The organism is Marinobacter sp. es.042, from assembly GCF_900188315.1.
GTDB lineage: Bacteria > Pseudomonadota > Gammaproteobacteria > Pseudomonadales > Oleiphilaceae > Marinobacter.
In genome coordinates, this window is the sequence record NZ_LT897781.1 from 2,798,486 (window position 1) to 2,818,545 (window position 20,060).

Genomic DNA, 20,060 nt, shown 5'->3' on the forward strand with positions numbered 1-20,060 from the left:
ACCACCCCCTTGGAAAATCAGACGCCAACAGCCTATCTTTAATTAGGCTCTCTAATAATTGGCATTCCGATGAGTTCAGACCCACTCTTTTCCACTCCAGGCGAGGAAAATGCCCTTTACCTGGAGCTTACCGACGGCATCCCCGGGGCAATCTTTCAGTATATTCTCCATCCTGACGGCACCGACCAATTGAGCTACATCAGCCGGGGGTGTGTTGATCTGTGGGAGATTGAAGCGTCAGAACTGAAACGTGATCCAGGCCCACTATGGGAAATGATTCTGCCTGAGGATGTCGAGGGACTGGCCCGGTCGATTCGTGGTTCTGCGGAAGCCATGACCTTCTGGAGACACGAGTGGCGGATCAAGCCAGCTTCCGGTGTTGTGAAATGGCTGAGTGGCACCGGCACTCCCAAACAGCGTGAAAATGGAGACATATGCTGGAATAGCGTGATCATTGATGTAACACGCGAACGCCAGACCCAGGAAGCATTGGACAGCTTTTTCGATCAGCGCATGACGATGAACGCGATGGTCAACTTCGAGGGCAAGTTCGTGCGGGTCAATGGACTTTGGGAAACAAAGCTGGGCTATCGTCGCGACGAACTGGAAGGAGAGGTTTTCATCGAGTTTGTCCACCCGGAGGACCGTGAGAAAACCCTGAGCGAAGCCGGCAGAGTCATAGAAAACAGCGAAGGGTCATCGGAGTTTGAAAACCGGTATCGGCACAAAGACGGCTCCTACCGCCGGCTGTCCTGGTCATCAGTGCCATCCCCAGAAACGGGGTTGATCTATGCAGTTGCTATTGATGTGACAGAGGCGCGCATCGCTGATGACAAGCTGCGTCAAGCGGCGACGGTATTCCAGAGTACGGTTGAAGGCGTGATGATCAGCGATCTGGATAACAGGATCATTGAGGTTAATGATGCCTTTTACCAGATTACGGGCTATACGGAAGAGGAGGCAATCGGCAAAACGCCCCACCTTCTCGATTCGGGAAAACACGATCCAAGCTTCTTCAATGCCATTTGGCAAAGTGTTCTGGAAAACGGGCACTGGCGTGGTGAAATCTGGAGCCGCAGGAAAGACGGAAGTGTCTTCCCGGAACTGCTGACTATCAGCACTATTCTCAACAAAGACGAGCCGGTCGGCTATGTGACGGTATTTTCAGATATTTCTACACTGAAAGCCCATCAGGAAAAGCTGGATTATCTGGCTCACCACGATCCCCTGACGGGCCTGCCAAACCGCCTCCTTTTCAATTCCCGATTGCAACAGAGCATCCGTCTGTCGGAGCGAACCGGCCGTTCTATAGCGGTCTTGTTCATCGACATTGATCGATTCAAAAACATCAATGACAGCATGGGCCATCCCACGGGGGACGAACTGCTGAAGCACGTAGCTGCTCGCCTGAGGGAGCAGCTACGTGCTTCCGACACGGCGGCACGCCTGGGAGGAGATGAGTTCGTCGTTCTTCTGGAAGACATTGACGGCGCGGAACATGCCGGACAGGTCGCCGACACTCTGATGAAAGCGTTTAAAGAGACGTTCGCCATGGACGATGTCGAGATCGGGGTAACCGTAAGCATTGGAATCAGCCTCTTTCCGCAGGACTCCAATGACGCGGCAGAACTGCTGGCTGACGCCGATGCAGCGATGTATCAGGCCAAAGAGAACGGCAGAAACACCTATGCATTCTATTCTAGCGAATCAACCGCCCGGGCACTGGAGTACGTGTTCTTCGAGAATGCTCTCAGGCGGGCGGTTTCTGACAATCAACTCTTCCTTGAGTATCAGCCCCAGTTTGATCTGGAGGCTGGAAAACTCACCGGTATGGAAGCACTGATACGCTGGAAGCATCCAGACAAGGGACTGATTACACCGGATCGCTTCATACCGATTGCCGAGCAAAATGGCACCATAAGAAACATAGGACAGTGGGTGCTCCAAACGGCCTGCCACCAGGGGAAAGCCTGGCTGGATGCTGGCCTGGACATAGGGCGCATCTCTATCAATGTCGCTGCATCGCAGTTTCACGATGAGAACTTTCTTGCCGAGGTGTTAGCGATTGTGGACGAATCCGGATTGCCTCCAGAGCATCTGGAACTGGAGTTAACCGAGAGCTCGTTCATGCACCAACCCGAAAGGGCCATACCGAAGCTTCACGCACTCAGAAAGAGGAACATCACCATCGCCATTGATGACTTCGGTACCGGATATTCCTCCCTGAGCTACCTGAAAAGACTGCCCATCGACAAATTGAAAATAGACCGTTCTTTCGTGATGGATTTGCCGGATGACGAAGAAGACAAAGCCATTGTGCGCGCGATTATTGGTTTGGGAAAAACCCTCAAACTGAAAACGATTGCCGAGGGCGTTGAAACCGAGGCTCAGGTGGCGTTTTTCAAGCAGGCAAAATGTGATGCCCAGGGCTTTTACTTCAGCCGCCCCCTCGGCACGGATGCGATGGACGCGTTTCTTCGTTCGACGCAGACAAGCGCACAGTGAACAAACAGCAGTTTTAGTTTGCCGGCGAGCATCTGACCCTAGTGGCCACCTCGTGGATGCTTGCGGGCTTCGAGGTTACCCAGCGACATTTTCACGTCTCGATCCGACAGTTCTGGAAGATCGTCAAAATTCGAAACCTGCGGGAACTTCGAATCGATCACAGTCGCCAGCGTATCGTCGATACACAGGGTGTCTGCCACGGCCCGATGACAACCGGGCATCAGGATTGCCCTGACCTCGCCGATTTCTCTTGTCCCCGTCTCGACGTCGCCAGAGCGACTGGCGCTTATCACGGTGAGGGGCTCGCCCCAATCCACGACGCTGCCATCAACAGGTTTCGCTTCAATCCGCTCACAGGCTGTCAGGGTTGCTTCAAGCAGCGTGCGGAAATTCGCCGATTCAGCCAGCCGCTCGGCCTTTTCGCGGGCACTGCGCTCTTCGTCAGGCACCAATAGTATGTAGGGCGTATTATCAACAAAGACACCCCAGTAGTCCGCCGCAATGGCTTCGGGTTTCGGGTAATAAACCCCAGCGGTCAGGGTCGAGTGCTTTTTCCTTCGAGCCAGGAAAGCGCCCTTTTTTTCACAATCCAATTCTTTGCCTCGGTCTTTTCCGGTTTTCACTTCTTGCACGCGTCGTCCAGGAATGGCCATTGCTCGATGAGCTCAAGCTCCATCAATGGATCACTTCGTGGACGCCGAAATATGGTGATTGCAACAAGGTTTTACAAACCTGCAGCCAGTCCAGTGCTGCCAGAGCAACATTTTCGCCCTCTTGACAGCACATGCACGTCATAATTTCTTGAATCATCCACGAATGACGAAATAATGATTAACGAAGCAAAGATCCCGGCCGATATAAAAAAAGATCGCAGTGATTTGCGCGCTCCAATAGTCCGTCAAGCTTATAGATTCTGAGGAATCAGCATGTCTATCAGAAAAGTGTTCATCGTCTCGATTGCCGTTGTTCTGCTGGTCATCGCATTGCTCGCAAGCATTGTGATCGCTCTGAACACTCAGAAAACGATCACGGCAGATGTGGCAGAAAGGCAGAGTGATCTTGTCGCGGAGATCACCGGAATGCTCTCCATTACCGACGAGCTCATGTCGAAACGGGTGAAGAACTCTCTGAATCTGCTGATTGAGCGTGGTCAGCAAATGGGAACCGCCCGGGTTCAGGGAACGGAACCCGTTGCAGGCAAATCGGCGCCAGCACTGTTTCTGGGCGACACCATGATCAACAACAACTTTGATCTGGTGGACGGCATAACCCAGGTCATGGACGGCACAGCCACACTCTTCGTTCGCGACGGTCAGGACTTTGTGAGGGTTTCCACGAACGTCAAGAAAGACGATGGGTCCCGGGCCATCGGCACCAAGCTCAATATGGCGGGCGCCGCCGGGCAGGCCATCAGCCGTGGTGAAGCCTACTTTGGGCAGGTCGATATCCTCGGCAATCCCTACCTCACCGCATACAGCCCGATCCGCAACGCCTCAAACCAGATTATCGGCATCTGGTATGTGGGCTATTCAGCAGACCTTGAAGAACTTGAAGCGGCCATCACCTCATCCAGCCTGCTGGACAGGGGGTTTCTCGCCCTGGTGGACGACAAGGGTCGACTCCGCATGCACTCCAATTCAATTGAAACCGATCCACTGCAAAACCTGCTGGAAAACGAACCGGACGGTTGGAATCTTGAACGCACTGCGTTTGATCGCTGGGGCTATCAGATTGTAACCGGCTATTCAGAAGACGAAGTGGCAGCCATGGTTCGCAATCAGACTATCAAGACGATCATTGCAATTCTGATCGGTGGACTGGTGCTGATCGGCTGTCTGAGTGCCCTGGCACAATTGGTTGTGGCTCGACCTCTTCAAAAAATGATTGATGCCATCAACGACATTGCCAGTGGAGAGGGCGACCTCACCGTGCGGTTCAATGCAACGGGCAAGAGCGAACTGGATGTCATGGCCCAGGGCTTTGACCGCTTGCTTGATCGGTTACAAACCACGATTTCAGAAACCAAAGGCTCGTCGGAAAGCCTGCTTGGAGCTTCGTCGAGCCTCAGGGGCATTGCATCGGACTCCGCAACCGTCGTCTCGCAACAAACCGAGGAGACAGAGCAGGTTGCAACCGCCATGAATGAAATGACAGCAACCGCTCAAACCGTTGCCGAAAGCGCATCCAGGGCGGAAAACATTGCAAAAGAGGCGGATGGTCTGGCCGAAAGTGGCCAGTCGCTCATTGCAAAAACCACCGCAAAAATACAGAGCCAGCTCGAAAACAATCAGAGCTCCGCGCAAACCAGCGCTTCACTGCGAGCTGCATCGGATAACATCGGCAATATTCTTTCCGTCATCGAAAACATTTCAGAACAGACCAACCTTCTGGCCCTGAACGCAGCGATTGAGGCAGCCCGAGCCGGGGAGCACGGCAGAGGTTTTGCGGTAGTCTCCGACGAAGTCAGAAACCTGGCCCGTCGAACCCAGGAATCCATCAAGGAGATCCAGGACCAGATCAATCACCTACAGGAAGGCGTTGCCGGTGTAACGAACGTTATTGAGGTTGGCAGCCAGCTGGCCACTGAAACCAACGACATGATCCGCGAAACCGGTAACGCGATCGACGCACTGCGCGAGAGCGTTCGAACCATTCGGGATACCAACATTGAAATGGCCAGCGCCGCCGAGCAGCAAAGTCAGGTTTCTGAGGACATCAACCAGCGCCTTGAGCACATTCGGCAAATGGCTGGCAGCAGCCAGGAGAACGCCGCATCAACCAATGAGGCGGCAGAAACATTGAAACAACTCGCTGAAAAACTGAAGTCTCAATTGGACTCTTACCGGACCTGACCCGGTTTCCATACTCGGCGATCATTCTTTAATAACGAACGAATCGATCAGATATATATATTTTTGTTCACAGCAAAAGCCTCGGATACTACGCGTACCAAATACTTCTGATTCCGAGGTCCTTGCATGTTCGATGTTCAGGCAATCGAATCCTTGTTTTCACTGTTGGTACCGCTGCTTTTCGGTGCCGGAGCAGTCGCGACCGGATTGGCAACCAACCAGAGCAACCTTCTCGCACGGTCATTGACCTTCAAGCTTGCCTTTGTATCTGCTGTGGCCGCTGCAATCGGAAGTTGGTGGTGGCCGGTCGATGGCGTCTGGTTCAGTCACGCGCCTCTGGCCTCAATCATGTTGCTGCTGATCACTTTGCTGGGAATGGTGCTGGGGCGCTTCTCAGAGAGGTATCTTGCGGGGGATCCCGGCCAGCGCCGTTTCATGATCTGGCTTCAGGTGATCCTCGCCAGCGTTGCCATGATCGCCATCACCAATCATTTGCTGGTTTTCCTCGTTAGCTGGATTGCCATCAGCGTAAGCCTGCACCAGTTGCTGATGTTCTTTCCTGATCGCCCGCGCGCCGCCCTGGCCGCGCACAAAAAATTCATCTTTGCGCGAATTGCGGAGTTCTGCCTGGCACTGGCGTTCCTCCTGCTCTATGTCCAGTACGACACGCCCTTTATTGATCGGATTCTGGCCCAGGTATCCGGTGCAACAGAGGTGCCCGCCGGCGCCCAGATCGCTGCGGTTTTGATGGCCGTGGCTGCTTTGCTCAAATGCGCACAGATGCCGTTCCACGGTTGGCTGATTCAGGTGGTGGAATCACCCACGCCGGTTTCTGCCCTGCTTCACGCTGGCGTTGTGAACCTTGGCGGTTTCCTGATGATTCTGATGGCACCGCTCATTTCAGAAGTAAGCGCCGCCCAGTGGCTACTGCTTGCAGTGGCAGGACCCACGGCGGTGTTTGCCAGCCTTGTCATGATGACCCGCATTTCCATCAAGGTTAAGCTTGCCTGGTCAACTTGCTCGCAGATGGGCTGGATGCTGGTGGAATGCGCTCTGGGACTTTACGAGCTGGCACTCCTTCATCTGGTTGCCCATTCTGCCTATAAGGCCCACACCTTCCTGAACGCCGGCAACACCGTTGAGTTGTCGATGAAAAAACGCCTGGTTGCCGTCAATGAGCCCGGGGCACGGGAATGGCTGGCGGCCGCAGTCCTCGCCGGTCTGTTCATGCTGCCAACTATTTTCCTGTCCAATGAGACCAGCACAGCACACATGTTTTCATGGATTGTGCCGGGCATCGCCCTGACGATTCTGCTCTCAGAATTCCTGTCGGCCGGAGGCGGCGTTGTAACGGTCGGGCGTGGCCTGATTATCGGCGCCGCCTTCTGGGCATTGTACTGGCTTCAGAAAACCTTCTTCGGAATGGTGCTCGCCCCACCGGAGAGCCAGGCAAGCCTGCTGGAAGTGGTTTTTGTCGCTGCCCTTATCGCAATCCTGGTACGCGGCTACTACCAGATTCGCTACCACCGTTTCTCACCCGCAGGCGCCAGGCTTTACCGGTTCCTGTTCGCCGCGGGCTACCTCGATGAGTGGTCCACCCGCCTGACCCTGAAACTATGGCCTGCCAAACTGCCTGATGTCGTGCGGCCGCGAGCCGTGGTCAGCGTCTCTTCAACCTCTGGTTCCAGGGAGTCCGCATAATGTTAGCGTCGAGCCTTAATGCCACCACCGAAGCAACCACCCATACACCAGATTGGCAGGCGGCCGTCACCGATGCCTGCGCGCGAATCGCGCCCTCCTGGCCATTGGATCAGATGATCGCCGTGAATCCGTTCTGGGAAATGCGGGACCTGCCATTCACCAGGGTCGCTTCGCGCATGGCGGCACTCAATGGCACCTGCTGCCAGAATCAGGCAGCGCTTGCCGGACAGGGCAACGGCCCGGCGGCCGCCGAGACCGCCAGCATGCCCGAACACTGGCAGAATCTCAGCGCCCAGCTGGATCGCAATCGCGACACCGCCCACCAGGTAGGCTGGCAGGATGAAGTTGTCCATCAGATCAGCCAGTTCTGCGGCGACTATTTCCAGCGTCTGGATGCCGGTGATTTCAAGGCGGATGCCCAGGACCTTTACCATAGCTGGTTGCAGATGACCCGGGCTGATCGCGGCATTGCCATTGTGATGGGAGAACCATCCCTGCCCTCCCAGTTTCAGGTGTTGCCGGATCAGCATGAAAAACTGATTACCGATGCCCTCGACGCCCTGGCATCACAACCGGACTATGCGCCGGATTATGCCCATGCGCTCCTGCTGGATATCAACGGCTGGTCATCCTGGGCCGCCTACTTGCGGTGGCAAGCGCGACTCAGTGGCCACGAGGAAGACCTGCTGCCGGGCCTCCTGGCCATCCGACTGGCCTGGGAGCTCGCCATATGGCGGCACGTCCAACACGTTGGCGGGGCCATCTTTGCCGAACTGAAACACCGCTGGCTCAAACAATGGGATGCCTGGCCAGAGATGCTGCAGACCCATGAGCAATCTCAAACCACAGGCTGGCGCCAGCAAACAGAGGCTGAGTCAGCCTACCAGTCACAGATGGCTGAAAAGCTGCTTACCAGGCTTGAAAATCCCTCGCCGGACAATCAGCCGCTGAAGTTACAGGCGGCCTTCTGCATCGATGTTCGCTCGGAGGTCTATCGTCGTGCGCTCGAAGCCCAGAATCCCGCTATCCAGACCCTCGGGTTTGCCGGGTTCTTCGGCCTCCCGATCTCTTATCGACCCAAGGGCACCGGGTTTTGCCGGCCACAATTGCCGGGCTTGCTGGCGCCGGCGCTCGAGGTTACTGAGGCCGAACCTGCCGGCAGCTTCAGCCAGCAATCATTAGCCAACCACTCCCACTGGTCACAGTTTTCCAACGCCGGCCCGGCGAGCTTCAGCTTTATCGAGAGCATGGGCCTGGCAGGTCTGGGACGCATGGTTCGCAAAACCTTTTTCGGTAAGTCTTCGGATAACCCGGTCGATCAACTCCATAAGGGACAGACCGAGTTCGAGATCCGTCAGAACGGGACCTTGCTGGGCGCTGCGGAGAAGGCGGAGTTGGCCGGGGGTATTCTCCGGGCCATGACCCTGACTCATGATTTTGCGCCCACCGTTCTCCTTGTCGGGCACGGCAGCAGCACGCGTAACAATCCCCACGCAGCGGGCCTCGACTGCGGCGCCTGCGGCGGACAGACCGGTTCGGTAAACGTTCGTGTACTTGCCGGCATCCTGAACGACAAGGATGTGCGTGCGGCCCTGGCTGGGCAGGGGATTTCGATCCCCTCCGAAACCCGATTCGTGGGGGCACTGCATAACACGACCACCGACGAGGTCGAGTGCTCAGGTGATGTTCCTGACGAGATCCGGGGTTTCCTGGCCAATGCGGGAGCACAGGCACGTCGTGAACGCGCCCTGCGGCTTGGTATCGCAAACGAGAGCGATGTTGACAGCGCCATCAAAAAGCGCAGCCAGGACTGGTCCGAAGTGCGGCCGGAATGGGGGCTTGCCGGCAACGCCAGCTTTATCGTGGCGCCTCGCTCGGCCACGCGACACCTGGACTTGGGTGGCCGCAGTTTCCTCCACGACTACCGCTGGCGCGAGGATGAAGGCTTCAGCATCCTCGAACTGATCATGACCGCGCCCATGGTGGTCACCCACTGGATAAACCTTCAGTACTTCATGTCTGTTACCGACAATCTGCATTACGGTAGCGGCAACAAGGTCCTGCACAACGTGGTTGGCGGCCACCTGGGCGTTTTCGAGGGCAACGGCGGCGATTTGCGAATCGGTTTGCCGCTGCAGTCAGTACACGATGGTAAGCGCTGGGTTCACGAACCCCTGCGCCTGAGCGTTTATCTGGCGGCACCCAGGGAAGCCATTGCCGAGATCGCGCAAAAACACAAAGTTGTGCAGGAGCTGATCGATAACGACTGGCTGTATCTGTTCCGGATCGACGATGAGCATACCTCGATCGAAAGGTTGTACCGGAATGAGTGGCATCCCGTGGCGACTCGTTCAAGTTCCACGGGCGGTCAAAGCGGAGAGGATTGATGTCGATCTGGGCCGGCCGCTTCGCGGTTTTGCTAACCCGGCACGGCAAGTTGCCCGCCATTGCGCGGCCACTGGAACCGCTCGGGTTGGCGTTAACCTGCGACAGCAGCTTCGACACCGATCGCCTTGGGACCTTTACCCGGGAAACAGAACGTTTCGCCAGTCAAAAGGAAACCGCGCTCGAGAAAGCCAGAATTGCCGCGGCGCAGGGCGAGAATTGTATCGGCCTGGGTAGCGAGGGGGCTTTTGGCGGTGGTCTGTTCTGCATCAATCTGGAGGTCGTTTGCCTGTTTGATCCGGAGCACGGCCTTACCCTCTTTGGCGAGCACAGCGCGCCTTTTGGTCTTGAGCAGGCCAGCATCCGCTCCGTTGAGGACTTGCAGATGTTTCTCGATCGATGCCCTGCGGGCCAGGGCCTGGTAATGCGGCCCGAGCATGCCGGGCACCCGGAGATTTACAAAGGGCTGCGCGACCATCAGGAAATGCATACCCTGTTCAGAGCACTCCGGAACGCCTCGCCTTCTGGACAGGTCTTTATCGAGTACGACCTTCGGGCCCATGAGTCGCCTGGCAGAATGGCCAATATTGCACTGGCGGCAGAAAATCTTCGCGACAGGATGGAGAGCCTGTGCCCAGGGTGTTCCCTGCCGGGATTCTGGATAACCGATATTGAGAGAGGCCTGCCATGCAGAGCGTGCGATACGCCGACAGAGCGGCCAAGGTCTTTTGTCTGGTCCTGCCACGTCTGCGACCACTCAGAGTCGCGCCCCGTGGAGGCTGTGACAACGGAACCTGATTTTTGCCCAACCTGTAACCCCTGAGACCTTATGCCCGCAACCATCAAGTTAGACGCAACACAATCAGGCGACATAGAGAAAGCCGCCAGCCTGCTTCTTGCCGGCCACCTTGTCGCTATACCCACCGAAACCGTGTACGGGCTTGCGGCCGATGCCAGCAACGATCAGGCGGTCCGGAAAGTATTCGAGGCGAAACAGCGCCCGGTCGGACACCCGCTGATCGTGCACGTGGCATCGCCGGACCGGATCCGTCTCTGGGTCGACCAGATTCCGGAGACCGCTATGCAGCTGATCCAGGCATTCTGGCCCGGCCCGCTTACGCTGCTACTGCCGAAGAAAAGCGACGTCAGCGATTTTATTACCGGCGGCAATCCGGGTGTGGCGGTCAGGATGCCGGCGCACCCGGCCACGCTGGCGACCATGCAACGGCTTGGCAGGGATCTTGTCGCCCCGTCAGCCAATCCCTATGGCAGGATCAGCCCGACCAACGCAGAGCACGTACTCGCGGGACTGTCCGGAAAAATCGAGGCAGTTCTGGACGGCGGCGACTGTTCGGTAGGCATTGAATCCACCATTGTCGATCTGACCGGCGACACGCCAGTTATTGCCAGACCCGGGCAGATCGCGCAGAGTGATATCGAAGCCTGTCTGGGCATCACGCTCGCGCCAGGCAGAAGCGCCAGTCAGGCCTTACCGGGGAGCGTAAAGCGCCACTACCAGCCGGTCACACCTACCGTTGGAGTGGCCACGGATCGGTTCGCCGGACTTCTGCCCGAAGTCACACCGGCAGGCGAAAAGATTGGCGTTATCTGGTGGCAGTCTGCGCCGGGCGAGCTGGCTTCCGAGTCCATTATGCTCAGCGCCGATCCGAACGAATACGCTCGCATGCTCTACACCGCCATGCACGCCATGGACAAGGCGAACGTGGATCGGATCGTGATTGAGCTTCCGCCCCGGGAAAGCCAGTGGCTGGCCGTTCACGATCGGCTGGGACGGGCCTGTACCGAACAATTCACTTAATCCGGCACACCCTGGCACTCAGGGCAATAATACAGCCGCCGGCTGGCCATCATGGTTTTAACAAGAGGCGACGCGCAATCGTGGCAGCGTTCACCATCGCGGTTGAACACCATGTGCCGGCGCTGCCCGAACGTCCATCCTTCCTGTTTGAGCCGCTCTGCACGGTCGGGCGGATTGGTGATGCCCTTTAACTGGTAGGTCCGCTGCACCAGTGTCAGAATCGCTTCCGCCAATCTCAACTGCTGATCGGCGTCCAGATCACGAGGCCGTGCCCGCGGTGAAATCCCCGCCTCAAAGAGGATTTCCGAGCGAAGGTAATTACCGATTCCGGCAACGAAGGCCTGGTCCAGTAGCAAACCACCCAGGTTCCGGCCCCGGAAACGCTTGTCATCAAACACTGCCAACAGTTGATCGACGCTGACCTCCTGATTGAGAGGGTCCGGCCCCAGGCGTGACAGATAAGGTACCTCACTTAATTCATCGGGCCGAACCAGTTGGATGTCGGAGGCACTGTATAACCGGGCCGCTTTCTTCGGACCGATAATGGCAAATCGCAGTTGCCGGTTTGTACTCGGTTCCCGATCGGGTTTGCCCATGCGCCACTTGCCATACAGCTGGTTATGGCTGTAAACGCACCACGGCCCGTCTTCATCTGTGGCCTCAAAAAACACCAACACGGCTTTGCTCCGCGCCTCCACTCTATCGACTCTGCGTCCCCGAAGGGCACTCTCGAAAGGTTTCAGGTGTTCAAAGGCGAAAAACACAGATTGCGCTGTCTTGCCGCCAACGGCCTTATGAATGTCATCGACCATGCGGCGTATTTCGGGACCTTCGGGCATACTCGTTTCCGCTCCTGACCGGTCTATCTGCAATACAGGTGAGCTTTACCCTACGTTGCATCCAGCAATTCGGAGTTGTCGGGCCAAAAGTTTTGTCCGGATCCGGGTAAGCCCTTTGCCCAACCTGCTCGTAGGTTTTGGTGTAGCTAAACCACGAGCAAGGTGAGTCATGAAAGACACCAAGCTGGCCCTGTTCATTGCAGCGATTCTGATTGTTTTGGCGGCGGCGACAAGGGAGGAACCGGCTGCCTCGGAAAGCCGAGCGAAGACCCAGGTTGTACCTCTGGTATTTGCCGAAGCGCTGGGAGCTGATCAGTGGCCACCCTCGATGAAGGAGCGGTTTCTGGAAGACCCGGAGAACCAGATCAGAATGAGTCAGACTGACAGGATATTGAGGGATGGACGTGGCCCCGATGAGTGGTTGCCGGCTTCGGGTCAATGCGATTACATGGGCAGGTTCATGGCGGTGATGGAGCGTTACCGGCTCCATCACCGCGAGCCCCAATGGCGGGCCTGGCAAACCAAACGACAGCGCTGCTACACCCAGTTTCAGTAGACGTAGCCCGCCGGTCCTGAGCTAATCGGCCTAGCGCTTGTTGTCAGGGCCAATCAGATCGGAAAGCCACTCGCGCAGGCTGTCGATGTTGTCTTCACCGCTCTGTTTGAGTTCGTCCAGTTTTTTTCGGCCATCGGAAATTTTATTCTCAACCGAACGCAAGGCATCGGACGCGCTCTGCTGAATATCCGCGCTCGCCTTCTCGTTCTCGGCTTCGGCTTCTTTGGCCTCGGCCTTGGCTTTCAGGGAATCGGCCTGCTTTTCCCATTCTTCCAGCTGGGTTTCGGCCTTTCTGATCAATTCGTCTTTCAATGACATACAGTGCCTCCTTTGCTGTATCAGCGAACGTACACCGTCATACTCGAGAAAGAGGACCAGAAACGCAACCCAAAGACCCGCCATATGACTGATTCAGCGACAGTTATTTCGGAAAACCAGTAACAAATTTCAACTGAAAGTGCTCATCGTGCCGAGTATCCTCCCGCCTCGCTCTCATCACCGACAGATCAGGCAAGGACACTTACTGCAAATGAACAAAACGGACCTCGTTTTTCAAAGCTACGGACGCTGCTGCAACCGGGATGCTTTCTTTGTCGACTTCTACGACTTTTTCATGGCCAGTTCGAACACTATCAAGGACCGGTTTGTAAAAACGGATATGGCCGCTCAACGACACCTACTGCGCAACGGCATCATGCAATTGATCCTGCATGCTCGCGGAATGTCCGACAGAAAACTTAAGGCGCTTGGTGAAAGTCATAGCCGCTCACATTACGACATCAAGCCCGAGTGGTATTCCCTCTGGCTGGATTCGCTCTTGAAAACCGTCCGCCTTCACGACCCGGAATACACCCTCGAACTTGATGCGGCGTGGCGTGACGTTCTGACGCCGGGGATTGATCTCATCCGTGGGGCTTATTGACCAGGCCCCAGCCGAGGCATCTGGTGAGGCACTGCGTATCCATACCCTTACGCCCATATCAATCAATACGCCAGCTCGCTTTACCTGATTTTTACACCCCGTTGACGGAGCCGTCCCGAAAACCCTGCGATCATCCTGAATAACAGGATCGTTTCGGGAGTCGTTTATGGCAACCAGCAAAGCCATGCTGATACTCGGTGTTCTCTTGCTCGCATTGACCGGGTGCAAGGTCACCACCTCTGACAGTCACCATTACCCGGATTCCGGGGGCTTCGTCTCCGGGCTTTTCTACGACGCACGGGATACTGGCAGGCACTACCCTACGAGTTCCTGGTCACTCACCCGCTATACCGAAGCATGCCAAAATGAACCTCTGTATTTCGAAACCCATAGCGGTCGGGTGCGGGTCTATGGCTCGCCGGCCTACAGTGAGACCTCGTTCCGGGCCGCGGCTTCAGAGCTTGAGCGTCGAATCGACGGCGTACTGGCCCGGTTCCAGTTGCGCTGGTCCGACTTTATCGAGGACCGCAGCGCCGCAGTTGCCTATCCCCGCCAGGTGATCGGCTGCCTCAGCCCCGAGGTGCCGCACAGCGAGTTTGTGTCTGCCTCAATGGCCGCCGTGGCTTTCAATCCTTACTACAGCCAGTGGCCCTACGAGACAGGAAACATCGTCGCCCACGAACTGGCCCATTTCGTCCAGCAAAACCTGTCACGGTATGACACCAGTTACAGTCTGCTGCCTTATTGGTTTGCAGAGGGACAGGCCGTTGTTGTGGCAGGAGAGCCAATTGCCGAGGTCTATCAGCACTATGACTACGACCCTCTCTGGGACGTGACTCCCGGTGACACTGCAAACTTCCCCTATCGGTTCGAGCATTACGGGCTGGCCTACCGCTACCTGGAAAAAGCCAATGGCGCCCTAGCGATGACAGTATTACTGGAAATGGTGCAGGTGCTGGACTGGGATGGCGGATTCTATGGTGAGATCAGCACCGGAGAGTCCCGGGCCTTTGTGGAAGCATTCAATTCGGCAAATCTGGTAGATCACAGGAATAACTATCTGAGTTTTCAGAGATTTCGGAGTGACTACCACGACCTTCTGAACAGTAGTTATTAGCCGGCAAAGGCCTGAACTGGATTAAATCTGTCCAATCAGGGATAATTTCGACCGTTTTTCAACCAGTACTGTTGTCGTTGGGTAGTCTCTGGTCATGACCATTTACAGCGTTCTTCAATTAGTTATTTTTTCTGTCCTGTTGTTTAACACCGTGCACCTTATGCCGGCGTTCGGCCGTCTGCTCAGGGGTGCAGAATCGGCTTTCCAGTCCGGGTATCTGTGCGCCATGCTCACCATGCGCCTGGCCCGCAACATTCTGGGCCTGGTCCTGGTCACCGCCAGCACCGCGCCCAACCCGGAAATCCACGCCCTGGTGCCCAAGGGTATCCTGCTGTTCCTGGTTCTGGCACTCATTAACGCCGCCCTGACCCATTACATGGAACGAATCCGGGTGCAAGAAGGCGCCCGTTTCTAGCGCCTCACTCAGGCGTAAAGCGACTCGATCACCTCGGTATATTTCTCGTAGATATTGCTCCGGCGGACTTTCATGGTCGCCGTTACCTCGTCATCGTCGTGGTCCAGTTCCTTGGTCAGCAAGTGGAAGCGTTTGATCTGCGCCACCTGTGGTAGCTGCTCGTTGCCCTTGTTCACTTCTGCCTGGATGAGTTCATTCACCTGCGGCTGCTCGGTCAGGCTCCGGAAGGTGGTATAGGCAATTCGCTCCTGCTCTGCCCATTTGGCCACCGTATCGAAATCAATCTGGATCAGCGCAGACACATATTTTCTGGCCTCACCGATCACAATGCATTCCTTGATATAGGGACTGGCCTTGATGGTGTTTTCGATCTCCGTGGGCGAAAGATTCTTGCCGCCGGCGGTGATCATGATGTCTTTCAGACGGTCGACGATCTTTAGCTGGCCATCCCGCCATTCACCCACGTCGCCGGTGTGCAGCCAGCCATCCTTCAAAGTTGAAGCCGTGGCCTCGTCGTTCTTGTAATACCCCTTGAACATGCTGCCACCGCGCATGATGATCTCGTTGTGTTCGCCAAGCGTTACCTCAACACCGGACACAGCTACACCCACCGTTCCCAGGCGCACGTCCTCAACGGGCTGCGCCGTGGCAACGCCGGTGCTTTCCGTCTGGCCATATACCTCTACCAGGGGAATGCCGATGGTTCGGAAGAACTCCAGTATGCCGGTTGATATAGGGGCCGCCCCGGTGAGCGCAATGCTGCATCGGCGCAGGCCGATAAAATTCTGCAAGGCGCGCAACACGAACCAGTAGCTGATGCTATACAGGCATTTTTCCTTCAGGTTCCAGTCTGAGCGGGGTTTCGTGGCCATAGGCGAACACACCCGGATCGCCCAGTTGAACAACGCCTGCCGCAAGCGCCCGGTCTCCTGAATCTTGATGTAGATGGACGAGTGCAGTTTCTCCCAGATCCTGGGCACGCCCAGAAAAAAGGTCGGTGCTGTCTCGCGCAGATCCTCCTGGATAGTTCTCAGGCTTTCGCCAAAGTTGACCGTGCTCCCGACATAGATTGGTGCAATGTTAGTAAAAGCCTGTTCTGCCACGTGGCAGAGCGGCAGATAGGAAAGGCTGGAGCCGTGTTCGTCCGCCTGCAACAGCTCAATCAGCCCCGGCGCCGCAGCGTGCAAGTTGTGCCAACTGATCATTGCCCCCTTGGGTCGGCCGGTAGACCCGGAGGTGTAGATCATCAGGGCGGTGTCATCCATTTGCTGGCTGTCCAGCAATTCATCCACCAGGCCGGGATGTTGCGTTTCAAATTCCCGGCCCCGGGTCTCGATATCCTCGAACGCGGCCGGCGGCTCCGGATAATAGCGCAGGCCCTTCATATCGATGGCAATGCAGTGCTTCAGTTTGGGCAAATCTGGCCAGGCTTCCAGCACCTTGTCGGTCTGTTCCTGATCTTCGCAGATCACAAATTCCGCGTCGCTGTGCTCCAGGACATAGGCCACCTCGTTCCAGGGACTGGTGGGATAGACACCGACACAGATGCCCTGCACCAGGCCGATGCCCATCTGGCCAATGACCCACTCCACTCGGTTTTCCGAGATAATGGCCACGTGGCCACCCGGTTCGAGCCCCATGGCACGCAGCCCCAGTCCGAAGTGCCGGGCCCGCCGATAATAATCCTGCCAGGAATAGGCCTGCCAGATACCGAAGTCCTTCTGGCGCAGGGCCAGGGCGTCCGGCCGCTCGACTGCGTGGGCCCGGAGCATCTGGGTGAGCGTGAGGTCAGGTATGGAAGACGTTGTCATGACAGCCACCGTTTACGGCGTTTGTAGTGCTTGATGTCTCGATAACTGCGGGCCTCACCTTCCTTGCCACCCACACCCAGATAGAACTCCTGAACATCTTCATTGGCCGTGAGTTTGTCCGCCGGGCCATCGATCACGATCTTGCCGTTCTCCATGATGTAGCCGTAGGACGCAATGGCCAGTGAAACCGCGGCGTTCTGTTCCACCAGAAGAATGGCGGTCCCCTGTTCCCGGTTGATTCTGGCCACGATGGTAAAGATCTCTTCCACCAGCAGCGGCGCTAGACCGAGGGAGGGCTCATCCAGCATGATCAGGTCCGGCTGTGCAATCAGCGCCCGCCCCAGGGCCAGCATCTGCTGCTCGCCTCCGGAGAGGTAACCGGCCAGCTGCTTGCGGCGCTCCTTCAGTCTCGGGAAATAGTTATAAACCAGCTCATAGCTGTCACTCAGGGAAGGCTTACTGCCACTGAGCGCGTAGGTGGCGGCAATCAGGTTCTCCTCAACCGTGAGGTCCTCGAATACTCGTCGGCCTTCCATGACATGAAAGAGCCCGTCGCGCACCAGCCGCTCCGGCGGAACGCCTTTTACATCCTTGCCCCTGAAGCGTACTTCGCCGGCAGTGACTTCCCCATCTTCCAGGGTCAGCAGCCCTGAGACGCTTTTCAGCGTGGTTGATTTACCGGCGCCATTGGAGCCGAGGAGCGCCACAATGGCCCCCTTCGGCACCCGCAGTGACAGGCCTCGGAGGACCTGTACTGACTTGTTGTAGACCACCTCGATATTATCGATTTCCAGTAAGGCTTCCATACAGCCCCTCAGTCGAGGTGGATCCAGTCCGACACCGGCTCATAGCGGCCTTCGTCAGCGTTCACTCGCCAAATACGGCCTACCGGGAAAGACATGTCCCGCACGGTCACGGGAATCCCGATGATACCGCCGGTGTCCCAGTCCTTGATGGAGGCCAGAGCCTCTGCCATGTTATCCGCGGTCAGCTCCTTGTCGGCATCCAGGGTACGTTTGATCACTTCTGTCCAGACCATGGCGTTAAACCAGCCCTGTATGTAACCGGTGGGACGGTAACCGGCCTCCGGATCACTCTTCTCGGCCTGGGCCCTCAGGGCATCCAGCATCGGGCCACTTTCCTCACTGTCGTAGTAGTTGTAGGGCATAACGCCCATGTAGCCGTCGGCATCCGCGCCCATCTTGTCGATGATCAGCTTGTCGGAGGACCAGAAAGTACCCATGAACTGGGTATCCAGGCCCATCTGACGCATCTGCACCATGAACTCGTTGATCGGTGACAGCACATAGCCGTGGAACACCACGTAATCCGGGCGCACCCGACGCAGCTTCAGGACCTCGGCAGAGACGTCGACACTGCCGGGTTTGGTAACAATCTCCTCCACCACGTCGATGCCCAGCTCCGCCGCACGGGCTTTACCATTCTCGATCGGGTCCTTGCCAAATTCGGTATCGCTGTAGACGAATGCCACGTTCGGCATATCGCCGCCTTCACCCTGGGACGCGATGTACTCGAGGATAATCCCGAACATCTGGCTGTAGTTTGGTCCGGGAATGAACTGGTACGGATAGGTTTCATTGTCGGTCAGAACGGTAGCGAACGATGCACCGCTCATCAGGGTGTTACCCTGGCTGTTTAGCTCCGAGGCAATAGCTTTCATGAAACCGGTGCTGTCTCCGTAATAGGTCGCCGGGGAACTCCTGCCCGAAATCTTTTTGAATGCAGCAACCGACCGGTCCACCTCATAGGCGGTGTCTTCCATGACATATTCCACGGGATGGCCATTGATACCGCCCTGGCTGTTGATCCAGGTGGTGTAGTCCGTGAGTCCCGCATGAAGGTGAATGCCGGCAAAGGCGAAAACACCCGAGAGCGGGATCGAGCCACCAAACACGATAGGCTCCTTATCTTGGGCTAGCGCCGGGGCGGCAACTGTTAACGCAGCGACCAGGCTACCCAGCGCGGCAAGCCGGCGACCTTTCTTGAGGATGTTTCTGAACATGTTTCTTCTCCTTGCTGCTTCTTGTTGTTGATGGTGCATGGGCTCTCTGTAACGAACCCGTTGAAACACAATTAATTCCTGAACGGCCAAAGGCGGAAGAAGCGGCGGATCCGGTGCCAGATCTCCGCCAAACCGTGGGGTTCGAAAATCAGGAAGCCCACGATCAGCGCGCCAAAGATGATTTCCAGCATCGGTGACATGAACACCGGCGCATTCGGATAAAAGGGCGTCAGCGCGGCGGTCAGCAGTTTCAGGGCTTCCGGTACCAGCGTCATGAAGGCGGCGCCGAGGATGCCACCCAGCAGATTGCCCATGCCGCCGACGATCACCGCAGCGAGGTAGAAAATGGACATGGAAAGCGGGAAGCTTTCCGGTGTAACCACCCGAAAGAAATAGGCAAAGAGGCCACCGGCGACCCCGGCATAAAAGGAGCTGAGTGCAAAGGACATCAGCTTGTAGCGCAAAAGGTTAATGCCAAGGATCTCCGCGGAGATATCCCGGTCGCGAATGGCGATAAAGGCCCGGCCAATTCTTGTCCGGAATACATTCCTGGCACCCATCACCATCAGCACCGCCAGCGGAACAATGATGAAATACATCATGAAATCGCTCTGGAAGGTGAGACCAAACAGGTGCGCCGGTTCCAGGCTCAAGCCACCCATCCCTCCGGTTACCGATTCCCACTCGGCAAAGATGAAATGCAGGAACACGCTGGCCGCCAGAGTCGCGATGGCCAGATACAAACCTTTGACACGAAGCGAAGGCAAGCCTACGAGGATCCCGACCGCAGCTGCCATGAGGCCGGCCAGCACCAGGGTCACCGGGAACGGCAATGCGGTATTAATCGACAGCCAGGCAACGGTGTAGGCGCCCACCCCCATAAACCCGGCCTGCCCCAGGGAAATCAGGCCGGTAAAGCCGGTCAGGATATTCAGACCCGTCGTGCTGATGACAGCGATGCCGACCAGGCACCCCAGGTACAGCAGATAGGAGTCCACGATAAAAGGGAATACCAGCAAAACCAGCAGGAAGAACCCCAGCCAAAGTTTCTGGGTCTGGCTGGTCCAGATTGCCTCATCGGCCTCGTAGCTCTGTTTTGCGTCACCGATGCGCAT

17 protein-coding genes are annotated in these 20,060 nt (G+C 56.6%); 10 read left to right on the forward strand and 7 right to left on the reverse strand.

Annotated features, from left to right (window positions below; all coding sequences use genetic code 11):
• The first annotated feature begins 69 nt into the window (after positions 1-69).
• Positions 70-2,505, forward strand: coding sequence for an EAL domain-containing protein (locus CFB02_RS13090; RefSeq protein WP_088558326.1), 2,436 nt, complete (start codon positions 70-72; stop codon positions 2,503-2,505).
• A 38-nt stretch (positions 2,506-2,543) separates the two neighbouring features.
• Here the strand turns inward: CFB02_RS13090 and CFB02_RS13095 are convergent, their stop codons facing one another.
• A complete protein-coding gene (locus tag CFB02_RS13095; protein WP_227519213.1) occupies positions 2,544-3,098 on the reverse strand; it encodes a hypothetical protein in 555 nt (184 codons plus the stop codon).
• A 333-nt stretch (positions 3,099-3,431) separates the two neighbouring features.
• On the opposite strand from CFB02_RS13095, the gene CFB02_RS13100 reads away from it, so the two are divergent.
• The 5 genes from CFB02_RS13100 (at position 3,432) to CFB02_RS13120 (ending at position 11,262) form a co-directional block, all read left to right on the forward strand.
• Positions 3,432-5,357, forward strand: coding sequence for a methyl-accepting chemotaxis protein (locus CFB02_RS13100; protein WP_088558328.1), 1,926 nt, complete (start codon positions 3,432-3,434; stop codon positions 5,355-5,357).
• 126 nt (positions 5,358-5,483) lie between these two features.
• Complete coding sequence (locus CFB02_RS13105) at positions 5,484-7,058, forward strand: NADH-quinone oxidoreductase subunit L (protein ID WP_088558329.1); 1,575 nt, start codon at positions 5,484-5,486, stop codon at positions 7,056-7,058.
• Positions 7,058-9,445, forward strand: a complete 2,388-nt coding sequence (locus tag CFB02_RS13110; RefSeq protein WP_088558330.1) for a YbcC family protein — start codon at positions 7,058-7,060, stop codon at positions 9,443-9,445. Before CFB02_RS13105 ends, CFB02_RS13110 begins: the two co-directional genes overlap by 1 nt.
• Entirely contained in the window at positions 9,445-10,266 is an 822-nt protein-coding gene (locus CFB02_RS18100) for a DUF6671 family protein (protein ID WP_157677813.1), read from the forward strand. The genes CFB02_RS13110 and CFB02_RS18100 overlap by 1 nt, the downstream gene beginning before the upstream one ends.
• A gap of 6 nt (positions 10,267-10,272) precedes the next feature.
• Positions 10,273-11,262 (forward strand): L-threonylcarbamoyladenylate synthase, encoded by a 990-nt coding sequence (locus CFB02_RS13120; protein WP_088558332.1) that lies wholly within the window; start codon positions 10,273-10,275, stop codon positions 11,260-11,262.
• Here the strand turns inward: CFB02_RS13120 and nei are convergent.
• Positions 11,259-12,101: an endonuclease VIII gene (gene nei / locus CFB02_RS13125; RefSeq protein WP_088558333.1), complete on the reverse strand. Its 843-nt coding sequence runs from the start codon at positions 12,099-12,101 to the stop codon at positions 11,259-11,261. The two genes, CFB02_RS13120 and nei, sit on opposite strands and share 4 nt — an antisense overlap.
• A gap of 169 nt (positions 12,102-12,270) precedes the next feature.
• On the opposite strand from nei, the gene CFB02_RS13130 reads away from it, so the two are divergent.
• A complete protein-coding gene (locus CFB02_RS13130) occupies positions 12,271-12,657 on the forward strand; it encodes a hypothetical protein (protein ID WP_088558334.1) in 387 nt (128 codons plus the stop codon).
• Between the two features lie 30 nt (positions 12,658-12,687).
• Here CFB02_RS13130 and CFB02_RS13135 read toward each other — a convergent pair whose 3' ends face one another.
• Positions 12,688-12,975: a hypothetical protein gene (locus CFB02_RS13135; protein WP_088558335.1), complete on the reverse strand. Its 288-nt coding sequence runs from the start codon at positions 12,973-12,975 to the stop codon at positions 12,688-12,690.
• 211 nt (positions 12,976-13,186) lie between these two features.
• On the opposite strand from CFB02_RS13135, the gene CFB02_RS13140 reads away from it, so the two are divergent.
• The 3 genes from CFB02_RS13140 to CFB02_RS13150 all read left to right on the forward strand — a co-directional run bounded on the left by CFB02_RS13140 (position 13,187) and on the right by CFB02_RS13150 (position 15,111).
• The gene (locus CFB02_RS13140) at positions 13,187-13,579 is read left to right on the forward strand and encodes a globin (RefSeq protein WP_088558336.1); all 393 of its coding nucleotides are present in this window, start codon (positions 13,187-13,189) and stop codon (positions 13,577-13,579) included.
• A 166-nt stretch (positions 13,580-13,745) separates the two neighbouring features.
• Positions 13,746-14,696 (forward strand): hypothetical protein, encoded by a 951-nt coding sequence (locus CFB02_RS13145; RefSeq protein WP_088558337.1) that lies wholly within the window; start codon positions 13,746-13,748, stop codon positions 14,694-14,696.
• Between the two features lie 94 nt (positions 14,697-14,790).
• Positions 14,791-15,111, forward strand: a complete 321-nt coding sequence (locus tag CFB02_RS13150) for a hypothetical protein (RefSeq protein ID WP_088558338.1) — start codon at positions 14,791-14,793, stop codon at positions 15,109-15,111.
• An 8-nt stretch (positions 15,112-15,119) separates the two neighbouring features.
• Here the strand turns inward: CFB02_RS13150 and CFB02_RS13155 are convergent, their stop codons facing one another.
• The 4 genes from CFB02_RS13155 to CFB02_RS13170 all read right to left on the reverse strand — a co-directional run bounded on the left by CFB02_RS13155 (position 15,120) and on the right by CFB02_RS13170 (position 20,060).
• Positions 15,120-16,922 (reverse strand): AMP-dependent synthetase/ligase, encoded by a 1,803-nt coding sequence (locus CFB02_RS13155; protein WP_088558339.1) that lies wholly within the window; start codon positions 16,920-16,922, stop codon positions 15,120-15,122.
• On the reverse strand, positions 16,919-17,728 hold the full coding sequence (locus tag CFB02_RS13160; RefSeq protein ID WP_014579207.1) for an ABC transporter ATP-binding protein: 810 nt from the start codon (positions 17,726-17,728) through the stop codon (positions 16,919-16,921). The genes CFB02_RS13155 and CFB02_RS13160 overlap by 4 nt, the downstream gene beginning before the upstream one ends.
• A gap of 8 nt (positions 17,729-17,736) precedes the next feature.
• On the reverse strand, positions 17,737-18,945 hold the full coding sequence (locus tag CFB02_RS13165) for an ABC transporter substrate-binding protein (RefSeq protein ID WP_088558340.1): 1,209 nt from the start codon (positions 18,943-18,945) through the stop codon (positions 17,737-17,739).
• Between the two features lie 71 nt (positions 18,946-19,016).
• Entirely contained in the window at positions 19,017-20,060 is a 1,044-nt protein-coding gene (locus tag CFB02_RS13170; protein WP_088558341.1) for a branched-chain amino acid ABC transporter permease, read from the reverse strand.